General features: G+C 45.2%; 19 protein-coding genes. 10 read left to right on the top strand and 9 right to left on the bottom strand.

Annotation, left to right across the window (positions count from 1 at the left end; translation table 11 throughout):
* Nucleotides 1–185: 185 nt before the first annotated feature.
* The 4 genes from L2717_RS08600 to ettA all read right to left on the bottom strand — a co-directional run bounded on the left by L2717_RS08600 (nt 186) and on the right by ettA (nt 7,656).
* Nucleotides 186–3,326 carry a multidrug efflux RND transporter permease subunit gene (locus tag L2717_RS08600; protein WP_220773338.1) on the bottom strand — a complete coding sequence of 1,047 codons (3,141 nt, stop codon included), beginning with the start codon at nt 3,324–3,326 and terminating at the stop codon, nt 186–188.
* Entirely contained in the window at nt 3,326–4,453 is a 1,128-nt protein-coding gene (locus tag L2717_RS08595; protein WP_220773337.1) for an efflux RND transporter periplasmic adaptor subunit, read from the bottom strand. The genes L2717_RS08600 and L2717_RS08595 overlap by 1 nt, the downstream gene beginning before the upstream one ends.
* Nucleotides 4,454–4,648: 195 nt before the next feature.
* The gene (locus tag L2717_RS08590) at nt 4,649–5,467 is read right to left on the bottom strand and encodes a substrate-binding periplasmic protein (protein WP_220773336.1); all 819 of its coding nucleotides are present in this window, start codon (nt 5,465–5,467) and stop codon (nt 4,649–4,651) included.
* 521 nt (nt 5,468–5,988) lie between these two features.
* On the bottom strand, nt 5,989–7,656 hold the full coding sequence (ettA, locus tag L2717_RS08585) for an energy-dependent translational throttle protein EttA (protein ID WP_220773335.1): 1,668 nt from the start codon (nt 7,654–7,656) through the stop codon (nt 5,989–5,991).
* Between the two features lie 189 nt (nt 7,657–7,845).
* Between ettA and glyA the strand changes: the two genes are divergently transcribed.
* The 9 genes from glyA to L2717_RS08540 all read left to right on the top strand — a co-directional run bounded on the left by glyA (nt 7,846) and on the right by L2717_RS08540 (nt 15,514).
* Nucleotides 7,846–9,099, top strand: coding sequence for a serine hydroxymethyltransferase (glyA, locus tag L2717_RS08580; protein WP_107883474.1), 1,254 nt, complete (start codon nt 7,846–7,848; stop codon nt 9,097–9,099).
* Between the two features lie 269 nt (nt 9,100–9,368).
* Nucleotides 9,369–9,818, top strand: a complete 450-nt coding sequence (gene nrdR / locus L2717_RS08575) for a transcriptional regulator NrdR (protein ID WP_076496475.1) — start codon at nt 9,369–9,371, stop codon at nt 9,816–9,818.
* Between the two features lie 132 nt (nt 9,819–9,950).
* A complete protein-coding gene (ribD, locus tag L2717_RS08570; protein WP_220773334.1) occupies nt 9,951–11,105 on the top strand; it encodes a bifunctional diaminohydroxyphosphoribosylaminopyrimidine deaminase/5-amino-6-(5-phosphoribosylamino)uracil reductase RibD in 1,155 nt (384 codons plus the stop codon).
* An 11-nt stretch (nt 11,106–11,116) separates the two neighbouring features.
* Nucleotides 11,117–11,773, top strand: a complete 657-nt coding sequence (locus tag L2717_RS08565) for a riboflavin synthase (protein WP_220773333.1) — start codon at nt 11,117–11,119, stop codon at nt 11,771–11,773.
* Nucleotides 11,774–11,839: 66 nt separating this feature from the next.
* Complete coding sequence (gene ribBA, locus L2717_RS08560) at nt 11,840–12,943, top strand: bifunctional 3,4-dihydroxy-2-butanone-4-phosphate synthase/GTP cyclohydrolase II (RefSeq protein ID WP_220773332.1); 1,104 nt, start codon at nt 11,840–11,842, stop codon at nt 12,941–12,943.
* A gap of 130 nt (nt 12,944–13,073) precedes the next feature.
* Complete coding sequence (gene ribH / locus L2717_RS08555) at nt 13,074–13,553, top strand: 6,7-dimethyl-8-ribityllumazine synthase (RefSeq protein WP_006082639.1); 480 nt, start codon at nt 13,074–13,076, stop codon at nt 13,551–13,553.
* An 11-nt stretch (nt 13,554–13,564) separates the two neighbouring features.
* The gene (gene nusB, locus L2717_RS08550) at nt 13,565–13,969 is read left to right on the top strand and encodes a transcription antitermination factor NusB (protein WP_076496480.1); all 405 of its coding nucleotides are present in this window, start codon (nt 13,565–13,567) and stop codon (nt 13,967–13,969) included.
* Nucleotides 13,970–14,047: 78 nt separating this feature from the next.
* On the top strand, nt 14,048–15,004 hold the full coding sequence (gene thiL, locus L2717_RS08545; protein WP_248938031.1) for a thiamine-phosphate kinase: 957 nt from the start codon (nt 14,048–14,050) through the stop codon (nt 15,002–15,004).
* A 15-nt stretch (nt 15,005–15,019) separates the two neighbouring features.
* Entirely contained in the window at nt 15,020–15,514 is a 495-nt protein-coding gene (locus tag L2717_RS08540; RefSeq protein ID WP_220775044.1) for a phosphatidylglycerophosphatase A family protein, read from the top strand.
* Nucleotides 15,515–15,594: 80 nt separating this feature from the next.
* Here the strand turns inward: L2717_RS08540 and recN are convergent, their stop codons facing one another.
* Both recN and L2717_RS08530 read right to left on the bottom strand, forming a co-directional pair.
* The gene (recN, locus tag L2717_RS08535) at nt 15,595–17,253 is read right to left on the bottom strand and encodes a DNA repair protein RecN (RefSeq protein WP_220775046.1); all 1,659 of its coding nucleotides are present in this window, start codon (nt 17,251–17,253) and stop codon (nt 15,595–15,597) included.
* A 127-nt stretch (nt 17,254–17,380) separates the two neighbouring features.
* Complete coding sequence (locus L2717_RS08530) at nt 17,381–18,343, bottom strand: AEC family transporter (RefSeq protein WP_220773485.1); 963 nt, start codon at nt 18,341–18,343, stop codon at nt 17,381–17,383.
* A 316-nt stretch (nt 18,344–18,659) separates the two neighbouring features.
* On the opposite strand from L2717_RS08530, the gene L2717_RS08525 reads away from it, so the two are divergent.
* Nucleotides 18,660–19,559 carry a LysR family transcriptional regulator gene (locus L2717_RS08525; protein WP_220773486.1) on the top strand — a complete coding sequence of 300 codons (900 nt, stop codon included), beginning with the start codon at nt 18,660–18,662 and terminating at the stop codon, nt 19,557–19,559.
* 17 nt (nt 19,560–19,576) lie between these two features.
* On the opposite strand, the gene L2717_RS08520 is transcribed toward L2717_RS08525, so the two are convergent.
* The 3 genes from L2717_RS08520 to barA all read right to left on the bottom strand — a co-directional run bounded on the left by L2717_RS08520 (nt 19,577) and on the right by barA (nt 23,328).
* Nucleotides 19,577–19,810, bottom strand: a complete 234-nt coding sequence (locus L2717_RS08520) for a DUF3319 domain-containing protein (protein ID WP_220773487.1) — start codon at nt 19,808–19,810, stop codon at nt 19,577–19,579.
* A 139-nt stretch (nt 19,811–19,949) separates the two neighbouring features.
* The gene (locus L2717_RS08515) at nt 19,950–20,549 is read right to left on the bottom strand and encodes a YjaG family protein (protein ID WP_220773488.1); all 600 of its coding nucleotides are present in this window, start codon (nt 20,547–20,549) and stop codon (nt 19,950–19,952) included.
* On the bottom strand, nt 20,524–23,328 hold the full coding sequence (gene barA, locus L2717_RS08510) for a two-component sensor histidine kinase BarA (protein WP_220773489.1): 2,805 nt from the start codon (nt 23,326–23,328) through the stop codon (nt 20,524–20,526). The genes L2717_RS08515 and barA overlap by 26 nt, the downstream gene beginning before the upstream one ends.
* Nucleotides 23,329–23,422 lie beyond the last annotated feature (94 nt).

The following is a 23,422-nucleotide window of genomic DNA, read 5'->3' as shown; positions in this document are numbered from 1 at the left end:
ACTATAACATACAAACATAATTACAAAGGCTAAGGGAGCATTTATCACTTGGATCCGTTTGCAGATATAAACTAAGCATATGCACTTGGCATTGTTTACTCAAAAATTTGCAGGGCGTTAGGATTTGAAGGCCAAAAATAAAAAGCCAAGGCATCAACACCTTGGCTTTATGACATCATAGCGGTTTACACTTTAGGCATGAGTTCCTGCTGTTTCGCTGCCTCTTGCGCTGCTAATTCTTGGGCTTTAATTGCCGCTTCTAGCTTAGCTTCAACATAGCCTGGTGAATGGGTCGCTGCTGAAATTAATCGATACATAGCAGGGATAACGAGTAGGGTTACAAAGGTGGCAAATGCCATACCAAAGAACACCACAGTACCTACGGCAATACGGCTTTCTGAACCTGCACCGGTTGAAAATATTAACGGTACCGCGCCAATTAATGTCGTAAAGGCGGTCATCAGAATAGGTCGTAATCGGCGTGATGAGGCGTCGATAATGGCTTTATCGAGTTCAAAACCGCGGTCACGCAATTGGTTCGCAAACTCGACAATTAAAATACCGTTTTTGGTCACCATGCCAATCAACATGATCATGCCTATCTGGCTATAAATATTAATCCCTTGGCTGGTAATCAGCAGGCCTAAAAAACCACCGAATATGCCCATTGGTACAGTAAACATCACTACTAATGGGTTGATAAAACTCTCAAATTGCGCGGCTAAGACTAGATAAGCCACCAACAAAGCTAAACCAAATACAATAAAGATACTGCTCTGGTTTTCTTTAAAGTCTTTAGATTCACCGGTATAACCAATCGAAATGTCTTTAGGTAACAACTCGATAGATTTATTTTCGAGAAACGTTAAGGACTCCCCTAAGGTGTAGCCTTCACTGATGTTGGCTTTAAGGGTAATGGATTTTTGTTTATTGGTGTGGCTTAGCCTTTGCGCCGAGGCGATTTCTTCAATATAGGTGACGGTATCAAGGGTGATAAGTTCGCCTTTGCCTGAGCGCATATAGATTTGGCTCAAGTCGCCGACGTTATTGAAACTGTTTTCATCACCGCGCAAATACACATCATACTCTTCACCGCGATCGACATAGGTGGTTTCTGTACGCCCGCCCAGCATGACTTCTAAGGTTTGCGATACATCATCAACACTGATCCCAAGCTCTGCTGCGCGTTCTTTATCGACAGTCACAATCAATTCAGGTGTGGTCTCGGCGTAGTCTAGGTCAGCGCCTTCCATCATTGGGCTGGCGTTGGCTTCTTCTTTTAATACCTGTGCCCACTTAAACAGCTCGGCGTAATCAGAGCCGCCGAGTACAAACTGTACGGGTTCACTCGATTGGCCTCTAAAGCCGGGCATCATAGGGCGAACCATCACATCGGGAATATCTTTTAAGGTATTACTCACAATACCGAGGGCTTGCGGAGCCGTAACATCACGATTTCCCCAATCTTCTAACTGCATGATGACAAAGCCGGTTTGATCGCCTGCACGGCCACCAAACGCGGGGGCTTGTACGCTAAAAGAGCGTAGTACGCCTTGGCCTAATAACGGCATAAGTCTATCTTCGACAATGTCCATATTGGCGGTCATACGGTTATAACTGGTGCCTTCAGCGCCTTTAACGAAAGCATACAATACGCCGCGATCTTCCTGTGGTGCGAGTTGCGCCGGTACTTGTTGCATTAACCAAGCGCTACCACCAATACAGGCGAGGATGACCAAAGGCGCGAGTAGACGTAGTTTAATCGCCTTGGTTACCGCCACACGATAGACTCTTTCCATGCGGGCAAAACCGCTATCAACCCAGCGGTTAAAGCGATTGGGTTTGACGTTGGCCTTGAGTAACTTGCTGCTCAACACAGGTGTAAGTGTTAGAGCGACGAGGGATGAAAACAGTACCGAGACTGCCAACATCACCGAAAACTCAGTAAATAGCAGACCGACCATGCCATCCATAAAGGAAATAGGTAGAAACACCATGACCAAGACTGCCGTGGTTGCAACAACGGCAAAGCCAACTTCACGGGTACCTTTATAGGCTGCGAGTAAGGGCTCTTCGCCTTTTTCGATATGGTGAAAAATGTTCTCAACCACCACAATTGCATCATCGACCACCAGTCCGATAGAGAGGATTAATGCCATTAGTGTGAGTAAGTTAATCGAATAACCTAGCATATTGGCGGCAATAAACGCCGATATTAATGAGACGGGTACTGTCACGGCAGGGATTAAGGTCGCCCGTGCTTGCCCGATAAATATATACAGCACCAGTACAACTAAAGCACCCGTCACATAGAGGGTGCTATAAACCTCGTTAATGGAACGGTCGATAAATACGGTTGAATCAAAGTCGACAATAAGGTTCGTACCTTCTGGTAGAAAGTCCTGCACCCGATCCACTTCTTTATGTACTTCTTGGGCGACGAGTAGCGGGTTGGCATCGGATTGAGAAATAATGCCTAAGCTGATATTAACTATGCCATCGCTTTTAAAGGTAGAGTTTTCGTTTTGTGCACCTACGGCAACATCGGCAACATCTTTTAAATAAATCGGGGTGCCGTCACTTGCCGTGCGCACAACCAGATAGTCAAAATCCTTTGCAGTGTAGTATAAGCGTTTAGTGCGGACTGACATCACAGTGGTGTCGTTACGTACTTGGCCGCCGGGTGTCTCGATGTTTTCCTTACGCAAGGCACTGGTTATATCTGTCACGGTAACATTGCGCCCAGCCATTTGCTCAGGCCTGAGCTTGACGTACATCACCTTGTACAAACCGCCGGAAATACTGATCGAACTTACGCCATTGATAAGGCTAAATCTATCTTCTAATACACGTTGGGCGTAGTCAGTTAATTGCGTGCGATCCATCACGCTGGAGCTTAAGTTTACATAAACCGAGGGTTCTCCAGAGCCATTGTCCTTGGAGACGATAGGATCTTTCGCATCCTCAGGAAGCCTACGCTGGGCACGGGCTACTGCATCACGTACGTCACTGACCCCTTCGGTTAAGTTCCAACCGAGGAGGAATTGAACTGTGATACGTGAGCTACCATTACGTGTGGTCGAAGTGATTTCGTCGATACCACTGATGCCTGTCAATTCATCTTCTAGGGTCTTAGTGATCTGGCTTTCCATAATTGCCGCTGATGCACCCGAGTAACTGGTGCTGATAGTGACCACAGGGCTTTCAACATCGGGCATTTCCCGTATCGACAGTTTAGTGAATGATACGATACCAAATACACACAGCAGTAAGCTTAAAACGATGGCAACGACGGGGCGTTTAACTGAAACATCGGACAGCCACATTATTTAGTCTCCGCAGCTTTAGTGCCTGAAAGTTCGGCGGTATTTGAGGGTTTTGCGGCATTGGCTGATGTTTTGGTATCAAGCGTCACTTCATTAATAAGCAAGCCATCGCGCATATTAACCAGACCTTGCACCACAACTTTATCTCCGACGTTTAACCCTTTTTCAATTAAGACTTGGTTGTCGATACGTGCGCCGAGCGTCACTTCGGTGCGGTGAGCAATATGATCGGCACTCACTACGTATACATAGCGTTTAGTTCCTGAGTATTCAAGCGCTTGTACCGGCACCATAGGCGCTGAAATAGCAGGGAAGGTGATAGTCGATGACATCATCATGCCCGGTTTTAAGCGATTATTAGGATTATCAAATTGCACTCGCACTTTAAGGTTTAAGGTTTCTTCATTAACACGGGGATCAATGGCGACAACTTTGCCGGTAAAGGTTTCACCTGGCCAAGCACGGCTGGTCGCTGACACTTGCATGCCAATACTCAACTGCGACAAAAAATGTTCTGGCACGTGTAGGTCAAGGCGCATGCTGGATAGGTCATCCAAAGACATTAGCTCAGTCCCCACGCTAACCATTTTGCCTTCGCTGAAATTAATCAGACCTGTGTTACCTGCAAACGGCGCTGTGAGGTAGTGATAATGTAAATCAGCTTGGGTTGAGGCTAAACGAGCTTGCGCGACATCGACACTGGCTTTTTGGGCATCAATCTCGGTTTGGGTAATGGCGTTGCGGCTAATGAGTTTCTGAAATTCTGTGAGTTTACGTTTTTCATCATTGAGGAAAGCATTCGCCTCAGCCACAGCTGCTTGGGCTTTAATATCGTCGAGTTCGACGAGTAACTGACCTTTTTTTACCGCTTGATTTGAGGTTACCGCGATTTGTTTAATCTTACCTGTCACCTGCGGCGCGATGATCACAGCGCGCTCGGCAGCAAGCTTGCCTATTAATGAAACGGATTGTGCCAGCGGATATTCAATCACTTCCCCCGTGACCACTGGGACGGTGCGCATTAAATGTGCTGCACTTTCAGGTTTAGCTGCTTGCAAGACATCACTGAAACTCACCGCAGTGACGATAACTGCAAGCAGGGCAATGGCAATAATGGTTTTTTTCATTGTAATTATTATCTCGTGCAAAGGCAGTTAAAAAAGACGATCACTTTAATGCCGCTATTCTAGTGAATAACGTCTGCGAGTTGGGTAAAAGTTTGTAAATTTTAGCGAACGAAAATGAAAGAAATTGTGTTTTTTGGCATTAAGCGCCATAAAACGTCTATTTAGCCACCTTTGGACAGCTGATTATGAATAGCGTTATGGGCGGTTCTCGGGAGAAATTTTAATGATGGGCTGGATAGGCTTTTTTTCGATAGGAGGTTGAACGGTATCAAGTTGCGAATATTGGCTTAATATTTCAGCTAAACGACCATCCTTACGCATACTCTCTAGACCTTTATTAAACTCAGCGACCAGTTGCGAGTGGTCGGCTACCGCTAACGAAATACCTAAGTGGAACACTTCATTTGCAACAGGCTGACCCACTTGCTCAAAGGCATTGGCATATTCAGCTGGACCTTCTTCGATTAAATACCTTGCGATATTATGCGCGACTAAGACTAAATCAATCCGTTTTAATAATAGCCTTTTGAAATTCATCTCATCGGAGTTGGCTTCTTCAGTCATCAGGCCTGCGGCAAAAATTTCGGGCGGATTAGCATAACCGCGACCAATCCCAATCGTATAAGGTTTGAGTTCGGCAAGTTTACTGAAGCTTAACGCGCTATCTTTACGTTTGTAAAAGACAATCTGCACGGGTTGAATTGGCGCTGAAAAGTCGACCCATTGTTCACGGTCTTTGCGATACCACATTCCTATCATCCCATCAGCTTTACCATTTTTAACCAGTAATGTCCCTCGCGCAAAAGGATAAAATTTAATGTTGGCACGGTAACCTTGGCGTTCAAATGCTTCTTTTACTACCTGAGATACACCGCCCTGTTCGGGTAAGCCTTCGGCGTAAAAAGGCGGGTAATGAGTGGCGGCTAAATGGATTTCTCTGCCCGCAAATGCAGGATGATAAAAACCGAACATCAATAAGCACAGGCTTGATAAAGTGGATAATTTTTTCCCCATTTCTACTCCAACAACAGATTATGTTTAAATTAAAGTACTTCGCTTGGTTATTAATCGATATGTTTAATTAGGCTTCGCGCATCATGATATTAGGGCTGGTCTATTGTCATGCTACAAGGTAACCCACTCATCATTATAAAGGCTACGGCAGAGTTTATTCGGCTTAATGAGTCATAACTCACCAGATTCACCTTCATTAATGATGCTATGTATCACTATGATTTTATTGTGCTATAAACCGATAACTTACATCTGCTATGCGTGTCAGCCGATATGTTAGAGTTTAAAATAGCTTAGTATATTATCTATACCTGACTCTTTTAGCTCATCTTTAAAAAACAGATGTAACCTGCGCTCAGGATAATGATGGATATGCGGGTGGTCTATTTTACTAGTTTGAAATAATAACCGCGTAAGTTTTATATAAATTCACTAACCTTATAAAGAGCCAAATAAAAAGGAGCTTAGACCTAAACGTCTGAGCTCCTTTTTTACTTAACTTTTGTATTTTTAGCTATGACTTACTTAACCATGCGCTTGTATTTTAAGCGGTGCGGCTCAACCACATCGGCGCCATAGGTATTTTTCAACCATGCCGAGTATTCGGTGTAGTTACCTTCATAGAAGTTCACTTGGCCTTCATCGCGGTAATCTAAAATGTGGGTCGCAATACGATCTAAGAACCAACGGTCATGCGAAATCACCATAGCGCAACCTGGGAATTCTAGAATTGCTTCTTCCAATGCGCGCAGAGTTTCAATGTCTAAGTCGTTGGTCGGTTCATCGAGCAGCAATACGTTACCACCGGCTTGTAGCAGTTTAGCTAAATGTACGCGGTTACGTTCACCACCAGACAGCGTGCCGATAATTTTTTGCTGATCGCCACCACGGAAGTTAAAACGGCCAACATAGGCACGGCTTGGGATTTCCATGTTATTGATGCGCATGATGTCTTGACCACCTGAGATCTCTTCCCAAATGGTGTTCTTATCATTCATCGAATCGCGGAACTGCTCAACGGATGCCAGTTGCACGGTTTCGCCCAGTTCAATCGTGCCGCTATCTGGCGTTTCTGCGCCCGATAACATGCGGAACAGGGTCGATTTACCCGCGCCGTTAGCACCGATAATGCCGACGATAGCGCCTTTAGGCACTGAAAATGACAGGTTATCAATCAATATACGGTCACCGTAAGACTTGGTCAGGTTATTCACTTCAATAACCTTGTCGCCTAAACGTGGTCCGGGTGGAATAAACAACTCGTTGGTTTCGTTACGCTTTTGGTAATCGTTAGTGTTCAGCTCTTCAAAGCGCGCCATACGGGCCTTGCCTTTTGACTGACGGCCTTTTGTGCCTTGACGCACCCATTCTAATTCTTTAGCAATGGTTTTTTGGCGGGCACTTTCGGTAGAAGATTCTTGCTTTAGACGGGCATCTTTCTGCTCAAGCCATGAAGAATAGTTACCTTCCCACGGAATACCTTCACCGCGGTCGAGCTCTAAAATCCAGCCAGCGGCATTGTCGAGGAAGTAACGGTCGTGGGTGATCGCCACCACAGTACCGGCGTATTCCTGCAAGAAATGCTCAAGCCAAGCTACAGATTCGGCATCCAAATGGTTGGTCGGTTCGTCCAGTAATAGCATTTCTGGCTTTTCAAGTAGCAAACGACAAATCGCCACACGGCGACGCTCACCACCCGATAACACTGCAATTTTTTCATCCCAATCTGGCAGACGCAGGGCGTTAGCGGCGCGCTCAAGGATATGCTCTAAGTTATGCGCATCTTGGGCTTGGATAATCGCTTCAAGCTCGCCTTGCTCTTTTGCTAAGGCGTCGAAATCGGCATCTGGTTCGGCGTAGGCAGCATAAACGGCATCAAGACGAGTTAGGGCATTTTTTGCTTCCGATACGGCTTCTTCAATGGCTTCTCGCACGGTTTGAGTCGGATCAAGTTTAGGTTCCTGCGGTAGATAACCTATTTTCAATCCCGGCATTGGGCGCGCTTCGCCTTCAATCTCAGTATCGATACCGGCCATAATGCGCAGTAGTGTCGATTTACCTGAACCATTAAGGCCTAATACGCCAATTTTGGCCCCGGGGAAAAAGCTTAAAGAAATATCTTTAAGGATCTGCTTCTTAGGCGGAACAATCTTACCCACCCGTAGCATGCTATAAACAAACTGAGCCATTTTTCTCTATCTTAAGTGACTAATGATGCGGCTGATTCTACTTGATTACGCGCCGAACTCAACTCGACAATGAGCTAAGTTCAAGCTAAAACGCTAGGAATTTCATGTTTCAAATACTGGGATTGTGGCCGCGTTCCGAGTAGAATACCGCGCAACCCTACTTACAATAATTGGCAGCTGGAGTAAGCAATGCTGAAAAAAGATATGAATATCGCAGATTATGATCCGGAACTGTTTAAAGCAATTCAGAACGAAACCCTGCGTCAAGAAGAGCATATTGAACTAATTGCTTCTGAAAACTATACCAGCCCACGCGTGATGGAAGCGCAAGGTTCACAGCTCACCAACAAGTACGCTGAAGGCTATCCAGGCAAGCGTTATTACGGTGGTTGTGAGTATGTGGACGTGGTTGAAACCTTAGCGATTGAACGTGCAAAAGAGCTTTTTGGCGCGACTTACGCGAACGTACAACCTCATTCAGGTTCACAGGCAAATAGCGCTGTTTACATGGCATTGTTAAAACCGGGTGATACCGTACTGGGCATGAATTTAGCCCACGGTGGTCACTTGACCCACGGTTCACCGGTTAACTTCTCTGGCAAGCTCTACAATATTATCCCTTACGGCATCGATGAGTCGGGTCAAATTGACTATGACGAAATGGAACGTATTGCGATTGAACATAAGCCTAAAATGATGATCGGCGGTTTCTCTGCTTATTCAGGTATCGTTGATTGGGCCAGAATGCGTGAAATCGCCGACAAAATCGGTGCTTACTTATTTGTGGATATGGCACACGTTGCTGGCCTTATCGCTGCGGGTGTTTATCCAAACCCAGTACCGCACGCACACGTTGTGACCTCAACGACCCACAAAACCTTAGCCGGTCCCCGTGGTGGCGTGATTTTGTCAGCAGCTGATGATGAAGACTTATACAAGAAGTTGAACTCTGCAGTATTCCCAGGTGGTCAAGGTGGCCCATTAATGCACGTTATCGCTGGTAAAGCGGTAGCGTTCAAAGAAGCGCTAGAGCCAGAATTTAAAGTTTACCAGCAGCAAGTGGTTAATAACGCTAAAGCGATGGTTGAAGTGTTCCTTGAGCGCGGTTACAAAATCGTCTCTGGCGGAACTGAAAATCACCTAATGCTAGTTGACCTAATTGGTCGCGACTTAACCGGCAAAGAAGCCGATGCCGCTTTAGGTAGTGCTAACATTACGGTGAACAAAAACTCAGTGCCAAACGATCCACGTTCACCTTTTGTTACATCAGGTGTGCGTATCGGTACGCCAGCGATTACACGTCGCGGCTTTAAAGAAGCAGAATCAAAAGAACTGACAGGTTGGATTTGTGACATCCTCGATGATGCCCATAACCCTGCCGTGATTGAGCGTGTGAAAGGCCAAGTGTTGGCACTGTGCGCACGTTTCCCTGTTTACGGCTAATTTGCCCGTCATCTACGCTTAATTAGATGACAGGCTGAGATCGACTACTGAGACTTATATTTAGCATCAGGTACTTAACATTAGGTACTTAGCGCTAGGTACTTACATCAGGTAGTTAACCTCAGCCCATAAATAGGATAAAATCCCATGGCCGCATCTAGCGGCCATTTTTATTGGTAAAATCTTAGGCCTAAATCAATTGAGTTTGGCTGAGACTTAGCAAACAAGGCTATTTACGGCTTTATCTTTATTTACAGGCAGGAGGTTCAATGTATTGTCCATTTTGCAGCGCGACAGATACTAAAGTTATCGATTCCCGTTTAGTGGCAGAAGGCCATCAAGTGCGCCGTCGCCGAGAATGCACCGAATGCCATGAGAGATTTACCACTTTTGAAGGCGCTGAGTTAGTGATGCCGCGGGTGATTAAGCGCGATGGTTCACGCCAACCCTTCGATGAAGAAAAACTCCAAGGTGGCATGCTGCGCGCCGTTGAAAAACGCCCCGTGTCTATGGATGAAATTGAACAAGCGCTCAGTAAAATCAAATCGACCCTGCGCGCGACAGGTGAGCGAGAAGTGCCGTCAGAAATGGTGGGTAACTTGATGATGGAGCAATTAATGACGCTCGATAAAGTAGCATATATACGCTTTGCTTCTGTGTATCGCGCCTTTGAAGATGTATCCGAATTTGGCGAAGCGATAGCCAAACTGCAAAAGTAGTTATTCAGCTTTGCAGCCTTTAGGTTAGGCGTTTGGTCACATAGATTTGAAAGATGGCTTTTATTAAATAGCTTTAACAGACTGATTTTATTAGCAAGGTGAAAGACGAAACCTTTAACAATAGGGTTAAACATGAGCTTGAACATAAGTTGGTCGGTGCTGGATATTCAAATGATGAGCCGCGCGATTCAATTGGCGCGTAAAGGCTTTTACACCACAAGGCCTAATCCTAGTGTTGGCTGCGTTATTGTTAAAGATAACCACATTGTCGGCGAAGGTTATCATCAAAAAGCGGGAGAGCCCCACGCTGAAGTCCATGCGCTGCGTATGGCGGGTGAAGAAGCGCGCGGCGCAACGGCTTATGTGACTTTAGAGCCCTGTAGCCATTATGGCCGCACGCCGCCCTGCGCCTTAGCGCTGATCAATATTGGCGTTAAGCGTGTGGTGGTAGCGGTGGAAGATGCTAATCCACAAGTCGGTGGGCGCGGTATTCAAATGCTACGCGACGCTGGCATCGAGGTTGATGTCGGCTTACATCGCCATGAAGCTTATGCCTTAAATGCGGGCTTTATGAAACGTATGGAATTAGGACTGCCAAGAGTTACAGTCAAATTAGCGGCAAGTCTTGATGGTAAAACAGCACTGTCTAACGGTGTATCTAAATGGATCACTGGCCCTGAATCACGCCGCGACGTGCAGCGCTTACGCTTACGTGCTTGCGCGCTGGTAACGGGGATTGAAACCATACTGGCGGACGACCCTTCGCTCAATGTGCGTTATCAAGAGCTGGGCAGTTTAAAAGACAGGGTAACTGAGGCGCAATTACTGCAACCATTAAGAGTGATACTCGACAGTCGTGCCCGTTTGCCGTCAACAGCCGCTTTTTTGTCTATCGCATCGCCAATATTGTTGGTGTCGACCGTGGCATATCCCGCAGCGTTTCAAAAACAATTGCCCTCCCATGTGAGTTGCCTTGTGTTACCCGCAATGGCAGGTCGCGTGTCATTACCTGATCTATTACGCTATTTAGGCCAAAGTTGTAATCAAGTGCTGGTGGAAGCGGGCGCAACCTTAGCGGGCGCGTTTTTAGCAGCGGGGCTGGCCGATGAGTTAGTGCTATACCAAGCGATGAAAATCCTCGGTGGGCAAGGGCGTAATTTATTACAATTGCCCGATTATCAAACCATGGCGCAAATTCCGGCATTAACCGTGGTCGATGAGCGTAAATTAGGGCCAGATACCCGTTTGACCTTGAGCCTTATGCCAGATCCCTCTTTATCTAACTAAGTGAGTTAACCATGTTTACTGGGATTATTGAAGCCGTTGGCACCCTGCGCAAACTGGAGCGTAAAGGCGATGATATTCGTCTTACCGTGGCGAGCGGCAAATTGGATTTAAACGATGTACGCTTAGGCGACAGTATTGCTACTAATGGCGTGTGCCTAACAGTGGTGCAGCAATTAGCTGACGGTTATGTGGCTGATGTCTCAGCCGAAACTGTAAGCCTAACGGGTTTTGCGAACTATAAAGTAGGCACTAAGGTCAATTTAGAAAAAGCCGTCACCCCAACTACGCGTTTAGGGGGACACATGGTCAGTGGCCATGTGGACGGTATTGCTACGGTTGAGCAGCGGCTTGTTCGCGGTCAAGCCATTGAGTTTTGGTTAGCGGCACCGGCAGAGCTTGGGCGCTATATTGCCCACAAAGGTTCTATCACCATTGATGGCGTGAGCCTAACGGTGAATGAAGTTGACGGCAGTCGTTTTCGCTTAACCATAGTGCCGCATACCGCAGGAGAAACCACCTTAATTAGCCTGCAAGCGGGTGATAAGGTGAATATCGAAGTAGATTTAATTGCCCGTTATCTTGAGCGCTTGATGAATTACGATGGTAAAGACAACAAGAGCGGTGGCGTAACGATGGACATGTTAGCCCGTGCCGGCTTTGTGCGTTAGTGCACTGGCAATCGTACTGCTAAGGTGTAAAATTTCATAACAACAGCAAAATCATAAGGTCCTACAATGGCGCTGCACAGTATAGAAGAGATCATCGAAGATATTCGTCAAGGTAAAATGGTTATTTTGATGGATGACGAAGATAGAGAAAACGAAGGTGATTTGATCATGGCGGCCGAAATGGTAACGCCAGAAGCGATTAATTTTATGGCGAAATATGGCCGTGGATTGATTTGTCAAACGATGACTAAAGCCCGTTGTCAGCAATTGAATCTGCCTTTAATGGTGACAAACAATAACGCCCAGTTCTCGACTAACTTTACTGTGTCTATTGAAGCGGCGACAGGTGTCACTACGGGTATTTCGGCCCACGATCGCGCTGTAACAGTCAAAGCGGCTGTGGCTAAAGAGGCTAAAGCGTCTGATTTAGTGCAACCTGGGCATATCTTTCCGTTAATGGCACAAGATGGCGGCGTATTAACCCGTGCAGGCCACACTGAAGCCGGTTGTGATTTAGCCCGTCTTGCGGGACTTGAGCCATCGGGCGTTATCGTTGAGATTTTGAACGAAGACGGCACCATGGCACGTCGCCCAGATTTAGAGGTTTTCTCTGAGTTGCACGGTATTAAAATTGGTACTATCGCGGCATTAATTGAATATCGCAATACCACAGAAACCACGGTTGTGCGTGAGGCTAAATGCAAGTTACCCACCCGTTTCGGTGAGTTCGATATGGTGACCTTTAGAGACACCATCGACAATCAACTGCATTTTGCTTTAATTAAAGGAGAAGTGAAGAGCGATTGCTTAGTGCGAGTACATTTGCAAAATACCTTTAATGACTTACTGCATTCTGAGCGTGATCAGCAACGTAGCTGGCCACTTGAAAAAGCGATGCAGCGTATTGCAACCGAAGGTGGAGTCCTCGTTTTATTGGGTAGCCAAGAACCAGCCAGTGAAATACTTGCTAGGGTAAAAGCTTTTGAAGCTGAAGATCAAGGTCAAGCACCCGCTTCTGCCAAATGGCAGGGGACTTCGCGCCGTGTTGGTGTGGGTTCGCAAATCCTCGCCAGCCTTGGCGTGACTAAGATGCGCCTGCTCAGCTCGCCTAAACGTTACCATTCACTTTCAGGCTTTGGCCTTGAAGTGACTGAGTATGTGGCGGACTAAAACCCAAAGTTACACTGAAGTAAAATTAACAATTTCTGATAATTTGCATAGGGCTCTGGGCAATGGGCTGTGATATCATGTCGCCACTTTTCGCCCCGAGCTGGGTGCTTTAGCTAAATTAGGTAAGATAATGAACGTAGTTCAAGGTAATATCGAAGCGAAAAATGCCAAAGTTGCGATTGTAATTTCGCGTTTCAACAGCTTTTTAGTTGAGAGCTTGCTTGAAGGTGCACTTGACACGCTGAAGCGTTTTGGCCAAGTCAGCGACGACAATATTACTGTTGTCCGTGTACCAGGTGCTGTTGAGTTGCCGCTAGCTGCGCGTCGCGTAGCTGCCAGTGGTAAATTCGACGGTATTATCGCATTAGGTGCGGTGATCCGTGGTGGTACTCCTCATTTTGATTTTGTTGCAGGCGAATGTAATAAAGGGCTAGCTCAAGTTGCTTTAGAATTTGATCTACCTGTTGCCTTCGGTGTTTTGACCACAGATACCATAGAACAAGCTATTGAACGTTCAGGTACTAAAGCGGGTAATAAAGGCGGCGAAGCTGCTTTAAGCCTGTTAGAAATGGTCAATGTTCTGCAAGAACTTGAACAACAGTTGTTATAGTAGGAAAAATAATGAAGCCTTCTGAGCGCCGCAAGGCCCGCCGTTTAGCCGTTCAAGCCATCTATTCATGGCAACTAAGCGGGAATAATATTGCCGATGTCGAGCATGAGTTTTTAACTGAACAAAGTCTCGACGGTGTTGATGTAGCTTATTTCCGTGAGCTATTTTCAGGCGTTGCAACGAAGAAAACTCAATTGGATGATCTGATCATCCCGCATCTGGAACGCCCGATTGATGAAGTGTCTCCAGTTGAGAAAGCCATTGTTCGCTTAGCGACCTATGAGCTGACTTTCCGCAAAGATGTGCCGTATAAGGTTGCGATTAACGAAGCGATCGAATTGGCGAAATCTTTCGGTGCGGACGAGAGCCATAAGTTTGTGAACGGACTGCTCGACAAACTGGTTGCACGTAAGTAACAAAGACAAACGGTATCTTAGGATACCGTTTTTCATTGCTAACAAAGGTGGCCGATGTGAGTCGTGCCAAACTGTACAGTGAAAGAATTCCAATTAATTGAATATTATTTTAGCAATCGCGGCCCCACTCGCCGTGATGTCAAGCTAGGCATCGGCGACGATTGCGCTTTAGTGCAACCGGCAGAAAATAAGTCGATTGCTATCTCCTGTGACACCTTAGTCGAAAATGTCCATTTCTTCCCCGATATGCCTCCAGCTGCCTTAGGTTACAAAGCCTTAGCGGTAAATTTATCTGATTTGGCAGCCATGGGCGCAGAGCCCGCATGGATGACGCTTGCTTTAACGCTGCCTGAAGTCGATGAAACTTGGCTCAGTGGTTTTAGCGAGGGTTTATTTGAAGCCGCCGATTACTATGGCATTGCTTTGATTGGTGGCGATACTACTCGCGGTCCACGCGCGATTAATATTACCGTGCACGGCCAGGTTCCGCAGGGTAAGGCCCTCACGCGACATGGTGCTAAAGCGGGTGACTGGATTTATGTCACTGGCACGCTTGGCGATTCAGCTCTAGGTCTAGATATTATCCGAGGCGCTCAACAAGCCAGCGCAGAAAACAAAGCATTTCTTGTCAATCGTCATTATTGTCCGACACCAAGAGTGTTAGCGGGCCAAGCGTTACGATCGTTAGCCTCTAGTGCGATTGATCTTTCTGACGGTTTGATTTCAGATATTAGCCATATTCTTAAAGCTGCAGCGGTAGGAGCGATTGTTGATGTTAATTGCATTCCGTTATCACAGGCGATGAGAGAGACTGTGAGTGAGGAGCAAGCCCTGGGCTATGCACTGACGGGCGGCGAAGATTATGAATTGCTGTTTACGGTGCCTGAGTCCCAAAAAGGCGCTCTTGAAACAACGTTGAACCATACGGGGACTAAATTTGTCCGTGTAGGGCAAATTTGTGCCGGCAGTAAACTCAAATTACAACTCAATGGTGAGCCCTTTACCCCACCATATTACGGTTTCGAGCACTTTTAAGCGAAGATCATGTTCATGAAATGGTTGTCAAAGGATAAGGCGTTAACTCGTCTGTCATTAAAGAACCCTGTGCATTTTTTAGCACTCGGTTTTGGTAGTGGACTCGCCGCTAAAGCGCCCGGCACTTTCGGTACCTTGGCTGCAATTCCCCTGTATTTGCTTATGGCGCCATTACCGCTGACTTGGTATCTCGGTCTAACCTTAATCAGTGTCTTAGCAGGATTTTATATTTGTGGTAAAGCCGCAAATGATATGGGCGTACACGATCACGGTGCCATTGTGTGGGATGAAGTGGCTGGGCTACTAATCACTATGATAGCAGCGCCAGCAGGCTGGATTTGGCTATTAGTCGGGTTTGGTCTATTTCGCTTTTTCGATATCATTAAGCCTTGGCCGATTCGTTGGCTCGACGCCAAAGTTGAAGGCGGTTTTGGCATAATGATCGATGATGTTTTAGCCGGCGTGTTTGCCTTTATTTGTTTGCAAGGGCTAGTGTGGTGTTTTAGCTAACAGCTAGCCCTTTGTTTTGACTTTAGTTATATGTTAATTTAGTTCTTTCGTCGTGTTATCCCAGACTCTCTTCTTTCCAACTATTGCAGCAGTTCTCTAGCGTTTGCTAGCGTATTACTGGTGATAGTATCGCCGCCTAATAGTCTGGCGAGTTCTTGTATGCGCTGCTCACGATCGAGTGACTTCATGGTTGTTTCAGTGCTGCCCGCTTTATTAAACTTATCGACAAACATATGTTGGTGCCCATTGCCCGCAACTTGGGGTAAGTGAGTTACACACAATACTTGGGTCGACTCGCCTAAGCTACGTAACATACGGCCAACCACTGCGGCGGTTGGGCCAGAGATACCCACATCTACCTCATCAAAAATCAACGTTGGGGTGGCGACTTTTTTAGCCGTAATGACTTGAATACCTAAACCTATTCGTGAAAGTTCACCGCCTGAAGCCACCTTAGAAATGGGTTGTAAAGGCTGGCCTGGGTTAGTGGTCACCATAAATTCGATATTGTCACTGCCATTGATGGACATCTGCTCTGGGTGGAAATTGACTTCGATAGTAAATTTTCCCTTGGGCATATTCAATTCGTGGATTGACTGAGTAACGAGTTTATCAAGCTCTTTGGCATATCTTGCGCGGCTTTGGCTGAGCTTTTGTGCATTACTAAGATAAGCGGCTCTGCTGGCATCGACTTGTAACTGAATTTCTTCGAGTTTACTTTCATCGCTGTCTAAGGTGCTCAGCTCTGCCTTTAATGACAAATGATGTTCGGCCAGTTTATTTGGGCTGACATGGTGCTTACGCGCCAGTTGCATGGCTTTTGATAGCCGTTCTTCTAAATAGGCAAAATGGGTTGGATCGAGTTCAAGCTTACTCAAATAGTGCTGTAATTCACCGGCACTTTCTTGTACTTGGATCAGTGCATCATTCAGCATAGTGCTGATATTACTTAATGCCGGATCATAGCTTTGCAAATCTTCGGCGAGGGAAACAACTCGATTGAGCAGTGATTCTATATTGCTCTCTTCACCTTCAGTGAGTATGTCTAAGCTTGCCTGACAGGTATCAATGAGCTCTGTGCCATTGGCCAGTCGTTTGTGCTCTTGTTCAATTTCATCGAACTCATCGACTTTAAGATCAAACTCATCAAGTTCTTCTACTTGATATTGGACTAACTGTTTACGCGCAATACGTTCATGCTGAGAGGCTTCTAGTTGTTTTAGGTCGGCTTCAATTTGCTTACAGCGCTGAAAACTCGCACTAACGGTATCAATCAGTAATCTATGGTTTGCATAGCTGTCGAGGAGAGTGAGTTGATGCTCACTCTTTAGCATTGCATGGTGAGCATGCTGGCCGTGAATACCTATGAGTAACTGACCCAGCAATTTGAGTTGTGTCAATGGTACTGGATTACCATTGATATAGGCCCGTGAGCGACCATCACTACCAATCGTTCGACGTAGGATACACTCATTGTCGAGCTCAAGATCGTTATCCTCTAACCAACGTTTGGCCAATGGAATATCATCCAAAGAAAAGCGCGCACTGACCTCTGTTTTATTGGCTCCAGGGCGAATGCTACTGGCATCGGCTCTATTGCCTAGACATAGGCCTAAAGCGTCGATAGCGATCGATTTTCCTGCCCCTGTCTCACCTGTAATGCTGGTCATACCGGGACGAAAATCTAATTCTAAAAATCGGACGATAGCAAAGTTATTAATGCTGAGTTGGCAAAGCATAGCGAATTCCTGTCGAAAACACACCAAACCACTGTATTGATAAACAGTATATACTGATTTTATATACAGTAAAGTGGCTTGAGTAAATAATCGGCATTATCGGCAGTGAATATTTTTAATCTATTGATTAAGAATGGGTTCTAACTAGACTTTCTAAGATGGGTAAACTAAAAAAAGTCACTAATGTGCCAAATAAAATACCTTGAGCACTGCTAGATGCTTGAGTATTGTAGCGCTGAGCGAGTAAGTAGGCGCTAGCCGCAGTAGGCAATGCACTTAAAATCACACCCATAATTAAATAGTCACCAGTCACCCCAAAACTTTTAAGCATAAAATAGATAAGTAAAGGCTGAATCGCCAGTTTGAACAGGTTGATAAGGCTAAGTTCTATAACGTTTTTAAGGCTAAATACCTTACTATCTTTTTGATAGCGCATTGCTTTGGCGAGTACCATGCCGATAGCAAATAGTGCACAAGGGCTTGAGGTATTGCCTATCTGCTGGATCATCAGTGCGAGTCCTGAGGGCAATTTTATTTCTAGCGCTGAAATACTCACGCCAATTAAGCTACCAATTACAATAGGATTTTTACCTATCGCCATTGCTATGATTATCAAAGCGTGGTGTTGTCTTTGCGTATTTGTCGCCAGTTCCATTGACACTAAAGCCACAGCAAACATCAGTACAGATAATAAGCTGGCAATTGCCGCCGCGACTAAAGCACTTTGTTGTTGCGGGAACAGAATGATAAGCAGCGGGATACCAATAAAAGCCGTATTACCGAAGGTGGCATTGAGTGCTCGAATGGCGGCAATGGCATGTTGCTGAGGATCCAACAGCAGTGAAAGCCCAAGACAAATAAGATAAGTGATGATCATAGCTGTGCTGTAGCCGGCAATAAAACCCCATTGTAGGATCTCGTTAATCGGTTGCTGCGCAAGGGCGATGAGCATGATTGCAGGGAAGGCAATATAATAAACGTACTGGTTTAACACTTGATCCGTATCCACGGGCAAGAGTTTTAGTTTTTGTACCAGCGTGCCGAGTAACATGATCCCGAATACGGCAAACAGAGGGGTTAAAATCGTCATTCCCTCACTCATCCTTACAATTAAATGGTGATAAACTCACTGCGGTTATTTTTACTGGCGCATTAATTCTTTATTGCTACGTTGCCGTATTTGATTTTTTGTCCGTTACGTTAATCCAAAGTGAGCGCTAGAGCAGCAAAACTTGCCACAAAATAACATACCATTTTAGCGCAAAGCTATTGCGCTAAGGTCGTAGAAGTAATAATTTGCCGTTTAAAACACAATTACTTAGCCATTTAATCACTTAATGAACTTGATCAGCTTCTATTGTTTCCCTGAGTGTCCTAAGCGGCCGTTATAAAAATGAGGACATAAAATGCGTGATGATTTAGGGGCTGAACTCCAGCTTATTTACCTTTTTGTCCACTTAGTCAATGCAGGCAGTTTTTCGTTGGCAGCGAAGGATTTAGACATGCCCATCGCCACTGTTAGTCGTAAATTAGCTAAATTGGAGGAGAAACTCGATAAGCAGCTCTTTATGCGCAGCACCCGTAAACTGCGTCTGACTGAGGAGGGACTTGCGTTATTTAAGCGCTATCAGAGTGTGGTGACTCAATTTGACGAATTAAGTGGCCTAGGCAGCGATAAACTTGAGGGAACCTTGCGTATCGCAGCGCCAATCTCGATTATTTCTATCGTCTTTATTAAAGCCTTAAATGAATTTGGCCGTTTGTACCCCGATATCAATTTGCATATTTCCCAGAGCAATGAGTTAGTGGATTTAATTGATAAAGGTATTGATGTGGCGATTGTTGGTGGGGCGCAGCCCGATTCCTCTTGGGTTTCCAGTACCTTAGGTGAGCTCGATTATTGCTTGTTCGCCACGCCTGAATATTTAGCTCAGTCACCTAAACTTGAGCATCCTAATGATCTTGAGGCCCATCAACTGATTAAAGTTTGGCCCTTATTTAATTGGCATCTAAAGCATGCAAACGGTGACTCTTTTTATTTTAATGGTTCGACTAAGTTAACCTTAACAGATTTACACGGGGCGATTCAGGCTACATTGGATCATGGCGGTATTTTGTATGGCCCAGAACTCTTTGTTAAACAGCAGATTAAAGATGGGCTGCTAAAAGTGTTATTACCCGAATGGGTGGGAGAGCAGAGACGAATTTCGATTTTGTATCATCAGCGCAGTCAACAGCCACTCAAGGTAAGAGTCTTTATCGAGTTTATGCAGTCAAAGGCACCAGAGTTATTTTCTATGTATTAAGAATGTAACTAATATTACTATCCTTTTCGGGGCGTTACGGTATTTTTAGTCATAGTGTTTTGTGTTTGTTTCGCATCTTGAAGACTCGAACGTGTCGCAGGTAATATGCCTAATTCCAAGTAGTACGCGACTAAACGGCGTAATTCGAATAAAGAACCAATACGGTGTTGATCTTTAATCGTTAGTTTCCAACTGTCGGTATGTCCTTCGCTATTAGTGAAGATAAATCCTTGATAAATCAGTTTTCTCATTGAAATAACTCCAAATTAGCCGAGGGTCATTGTGAGCGATGGTACTTATTCGTTATGAGGTTTCTTTACAATAGGATGTGCAGTGAGGGCATAGATTGTTTTTTAATCAGTGCTTGAGTTGCCCCAAGCACAGATTTAATTAAGCGATGCTAATACCGATATTCGATACACCAGCCTCAATAATATCTTTGCGTAAACCCTTTACCAGTTCTGTGGTAATTTTAGGATTTTCTTCGATAATTTCGAGTAGCGAATTTTGTAGCTCTTTCTCTTCTTCCATGACTTCGTGGGCAAAAACAAAATCATCTAATGCCTCGTCGACTAAATCGACATCACTGATAGCTTCAATATAGTGAGCCACAGTGCTTGAAGAAAGTTTACTGATATTAATGATATCTTCTTCAAGTTTATCTTGAATCGCACTCAATAATGTTGAAATCGCAACCACAGCATCCATCGCGGGGTGAGCACCATAGGCTTCAAAATTAGCAGGATCTGGGGTGTTATCCTCTAGGCGCTGTAAATGCACATCAATATTAAATTTGAGCTTAGAGTCATACTGGGACTGCCACAGTAACTCTAATGCCGTGCTTAATACACTAGGGTCACCAAACTCACAGACTTCGGAAAATAGCTGATAGTTAGGCAGCATACGTTGGCAAAGTGCAGTAGCAAAGAGTTGTTTTTGTGGCAGTGTTAACGCCTTTAGACGTTTAAAAAAGCCCGTTTTTTTGGTCATCTGTTATTTCCGCTGATAGCTGTGATATCACTTGATTTGCCGCCGATTCTACCTTAGTTAACTCATCAAGTAACTCTAGTATTTCGGGTTCGAGATCTTCGACTGCACTTCCCCGTTTTAGTGCTGATTCAATTTCTTGGCATAATCTTTGTGTGGTAGGCACGCCGCAATAGCAGCTCGCTCCATGTAACTTATGAATCGTGCTAAGCATAACGGCATGATCGTTTTGATTTAATGCCGTTTGGATTGTTTCTACGGTTTCTGGCAGAGAGTCGAGTAACATTCTTAGCATATCTAAGGCGAGGCCAGCCTTATGATTGGCTTGAGTTAAGCATAAATCCCAGTTCAAAGTATGCAGATCAAAATGGGTAAACTTAGGCCTGGTGATCCAGCGATGGATAACGTCTTTAAGCGCAGCTTCATCAATCGGTTTGGGTAAGTATCCATCCATACCACTGCCTAATATCAGTTCTCGTTCTTCGGCAATTGCATGTGCTGTCACGGCGATAATCGGTGTGTTGCGGTTCATCGAGCCTTGACGAATGAGTTTTGTCGCACTGATACCATCGGTGCCCGGCATCTGAATATCCATAAAAATCAGATCGAAAGTACGGGTTTTGGCTTGCTTAACCGCTTCATTACCATTGTTGACTGCGACCACAGTTGTCACCAGTTCGCTTAATAAGGTATCAATTAGTTTTAAGTTGGCAAAGTTATCATCCACCGCTAATACGCTTAAGGACTGGCGTGCTGCCGGCGCAGTTATTGTAACGGGAGTGATAATGTTGTACTCCATCGGCGGGTAAATTAAGTTGTGGGCAAGTTGGTGCTCACTTATTGGTAGCGATAGCACCACATCGGCATTGGGACGAATAAACTGGGTCAAGATGTCTTGTTCTTGGCAATCGAATAACACCACAAGACAGTCTGTTTTAGTTTTTGCAAACGTTAAAGTGTCCACTAATTGCGCTGGATTACTGAACCCATGACAACTTAGCAGCACATAATCATATTTGCCTTCAACAGTGTTGAGCGTAGCTAATAGGCTTGGAATATGTTGGTGATGGGTGACACTGGTATCCCATTGTTGGAGTTGGCGACTTAATACTGAGTGAGTCAGTACGCGGGGTTCGTAAAGCAACACGGTTTTATTTTTGAGTTTTTCAAGCGGCAGTGAATCCACCATTTGAAACTGGCCTAAGCCGAGTGGCAAACTAAACCAGAAGTTAGAACCTTTCTCTGGCGATGAGGTAAAACCAATATGGCCGCCCATTTGATTAACTAAGCGTTTAGTGATGATAAGACCAAGCCCTGTACCGCCAAAGCGGCGCGAAATGGAGGAGTCGGCTTGACCAAAAGCTTGGAATAAAAAGTCTTGTTGGCTCTCATCAATACCAATACCCGTGTCCACCACATCACAGCGCAGTACCACTTGCTCATCCGACTGGCTTTGCAGTTCGATTTTAACCATCACACTGCCAGAGTCAGTAAATTTAATGGCGTTACCGACTAAGTTATTAATAATTTGGCATACACGCATAGCATCGCCATGGACGCTATCAGGAACATCGGCAGCAATATCGACGACTAGTTCTAGGCCCTTAGCCTGAGCGCTTGTTGAAATCAATGTTATTGCATCACTTATAGTTTCTCTAAGACCAAAGGGCATGTTTTCTAACACCATTTTACCGGCTTCAAGCTTAGAGAAATCGAGGATATCATTGATGATACCTAAAAGATTAGTGGCACTGCGCTCGATGGTTTTAATGTAATCCAATTGGCTTGAATGCAGAGGCGTTTTAATCAGTTGCCGGGCAAAGCCGATAACGCCATTAAGCGGAGTACGTAACTCGTGTGACATATTGGCTAAAAACTCAGATTTAATCCTGCTGCCTTCTAAGGCGCGTTTTTTGGCTAAATCTAACTCGACGTTTTGGATTTCAATCTGCTCTAAGGTTTCGCGTAAGTCTGAGGTGGCTTGGTCGATATTTTGTTGCATTTCATCATGGTATTCCGACAGCGAACCCGCCATGGCATTGATACCGCGCTTGAGTAAATCGAGTTCACCAATCAAATTACCGTTTAAGCGCGCATCTAATTTACCCTCACGGATTTTCGCGACAACGCGCACCATTTCAGTAATGGGGCGAGTCACATTTTTTACTAGGCGGAAAGTAAAGAGTAAGTTCAATTGCACGCCAATCAACACGATAATAAAGGCCGCAACGGCGGCTCTATGTTGTTCGAGTAAGGCGCGCTCTTTATTGATAATAATTGAAATGTAGCCTAATAACGGCCCATTATCTGTGGTGACATCGAAACTTGCGGGAACCATGAGTGAAGGCGTAATAGCAAAAATGGGTGTGCGTAAAATAAGGCTGTCGCCCACCTGTTCTACTTCTGTTTTATGCAGGGTATTGAGGGCTTCTTTATAGCGCATGGTTTCAAAATCTTTGTGGTAGTGTGAGGTCACAAAGAGTTGGTTATTGATATCAAAAATGGCGATGGATTTTACTAACGTCGACTTATTAAGTTGCGCCGCGGCGAGTAAGCGCTTGGTTGCCTCGCGATCCTTTGCCGCTAAACCGACTTCACTGGCAATGGACAGCGGTTCAATAATATTGCTGCCCTGTTCGATGAGCGTATCTTCGAGCTCATAAAAGCGGTTTATGGTAAAGTAGCTCCCTAAAAGGATACCGACCAAGATTGTTGGCGCCAGCGCCAGCATAAGAACCCAAGAACGTAGGCTGTATTTGGTCATGTTTTTTACAGGGTTCATAGCAGCGGCGGTTTTTCCCATGATATAGATGAAGATAATTTTATAAGACTGCCAGAAAGAGGGCGGTCTTTGCCAGTATTTTATTGATTTAGAG

The organism is Shewanella glacialipiscicola (assembly GCF_023283485.1).
In the GTDB taxonomy this organism is placed as follows: Bacteria; Pseudomonadota; Gammaproteobacteria; order Enterobacterales; family Shewanellaceae; genus Shewanella; species Shewanella glacialipiscicola.
Note: the sequence above shows the minus strand (reverse complement) of the source record. Positions and strands in the feature narration are given on the sequence as shown.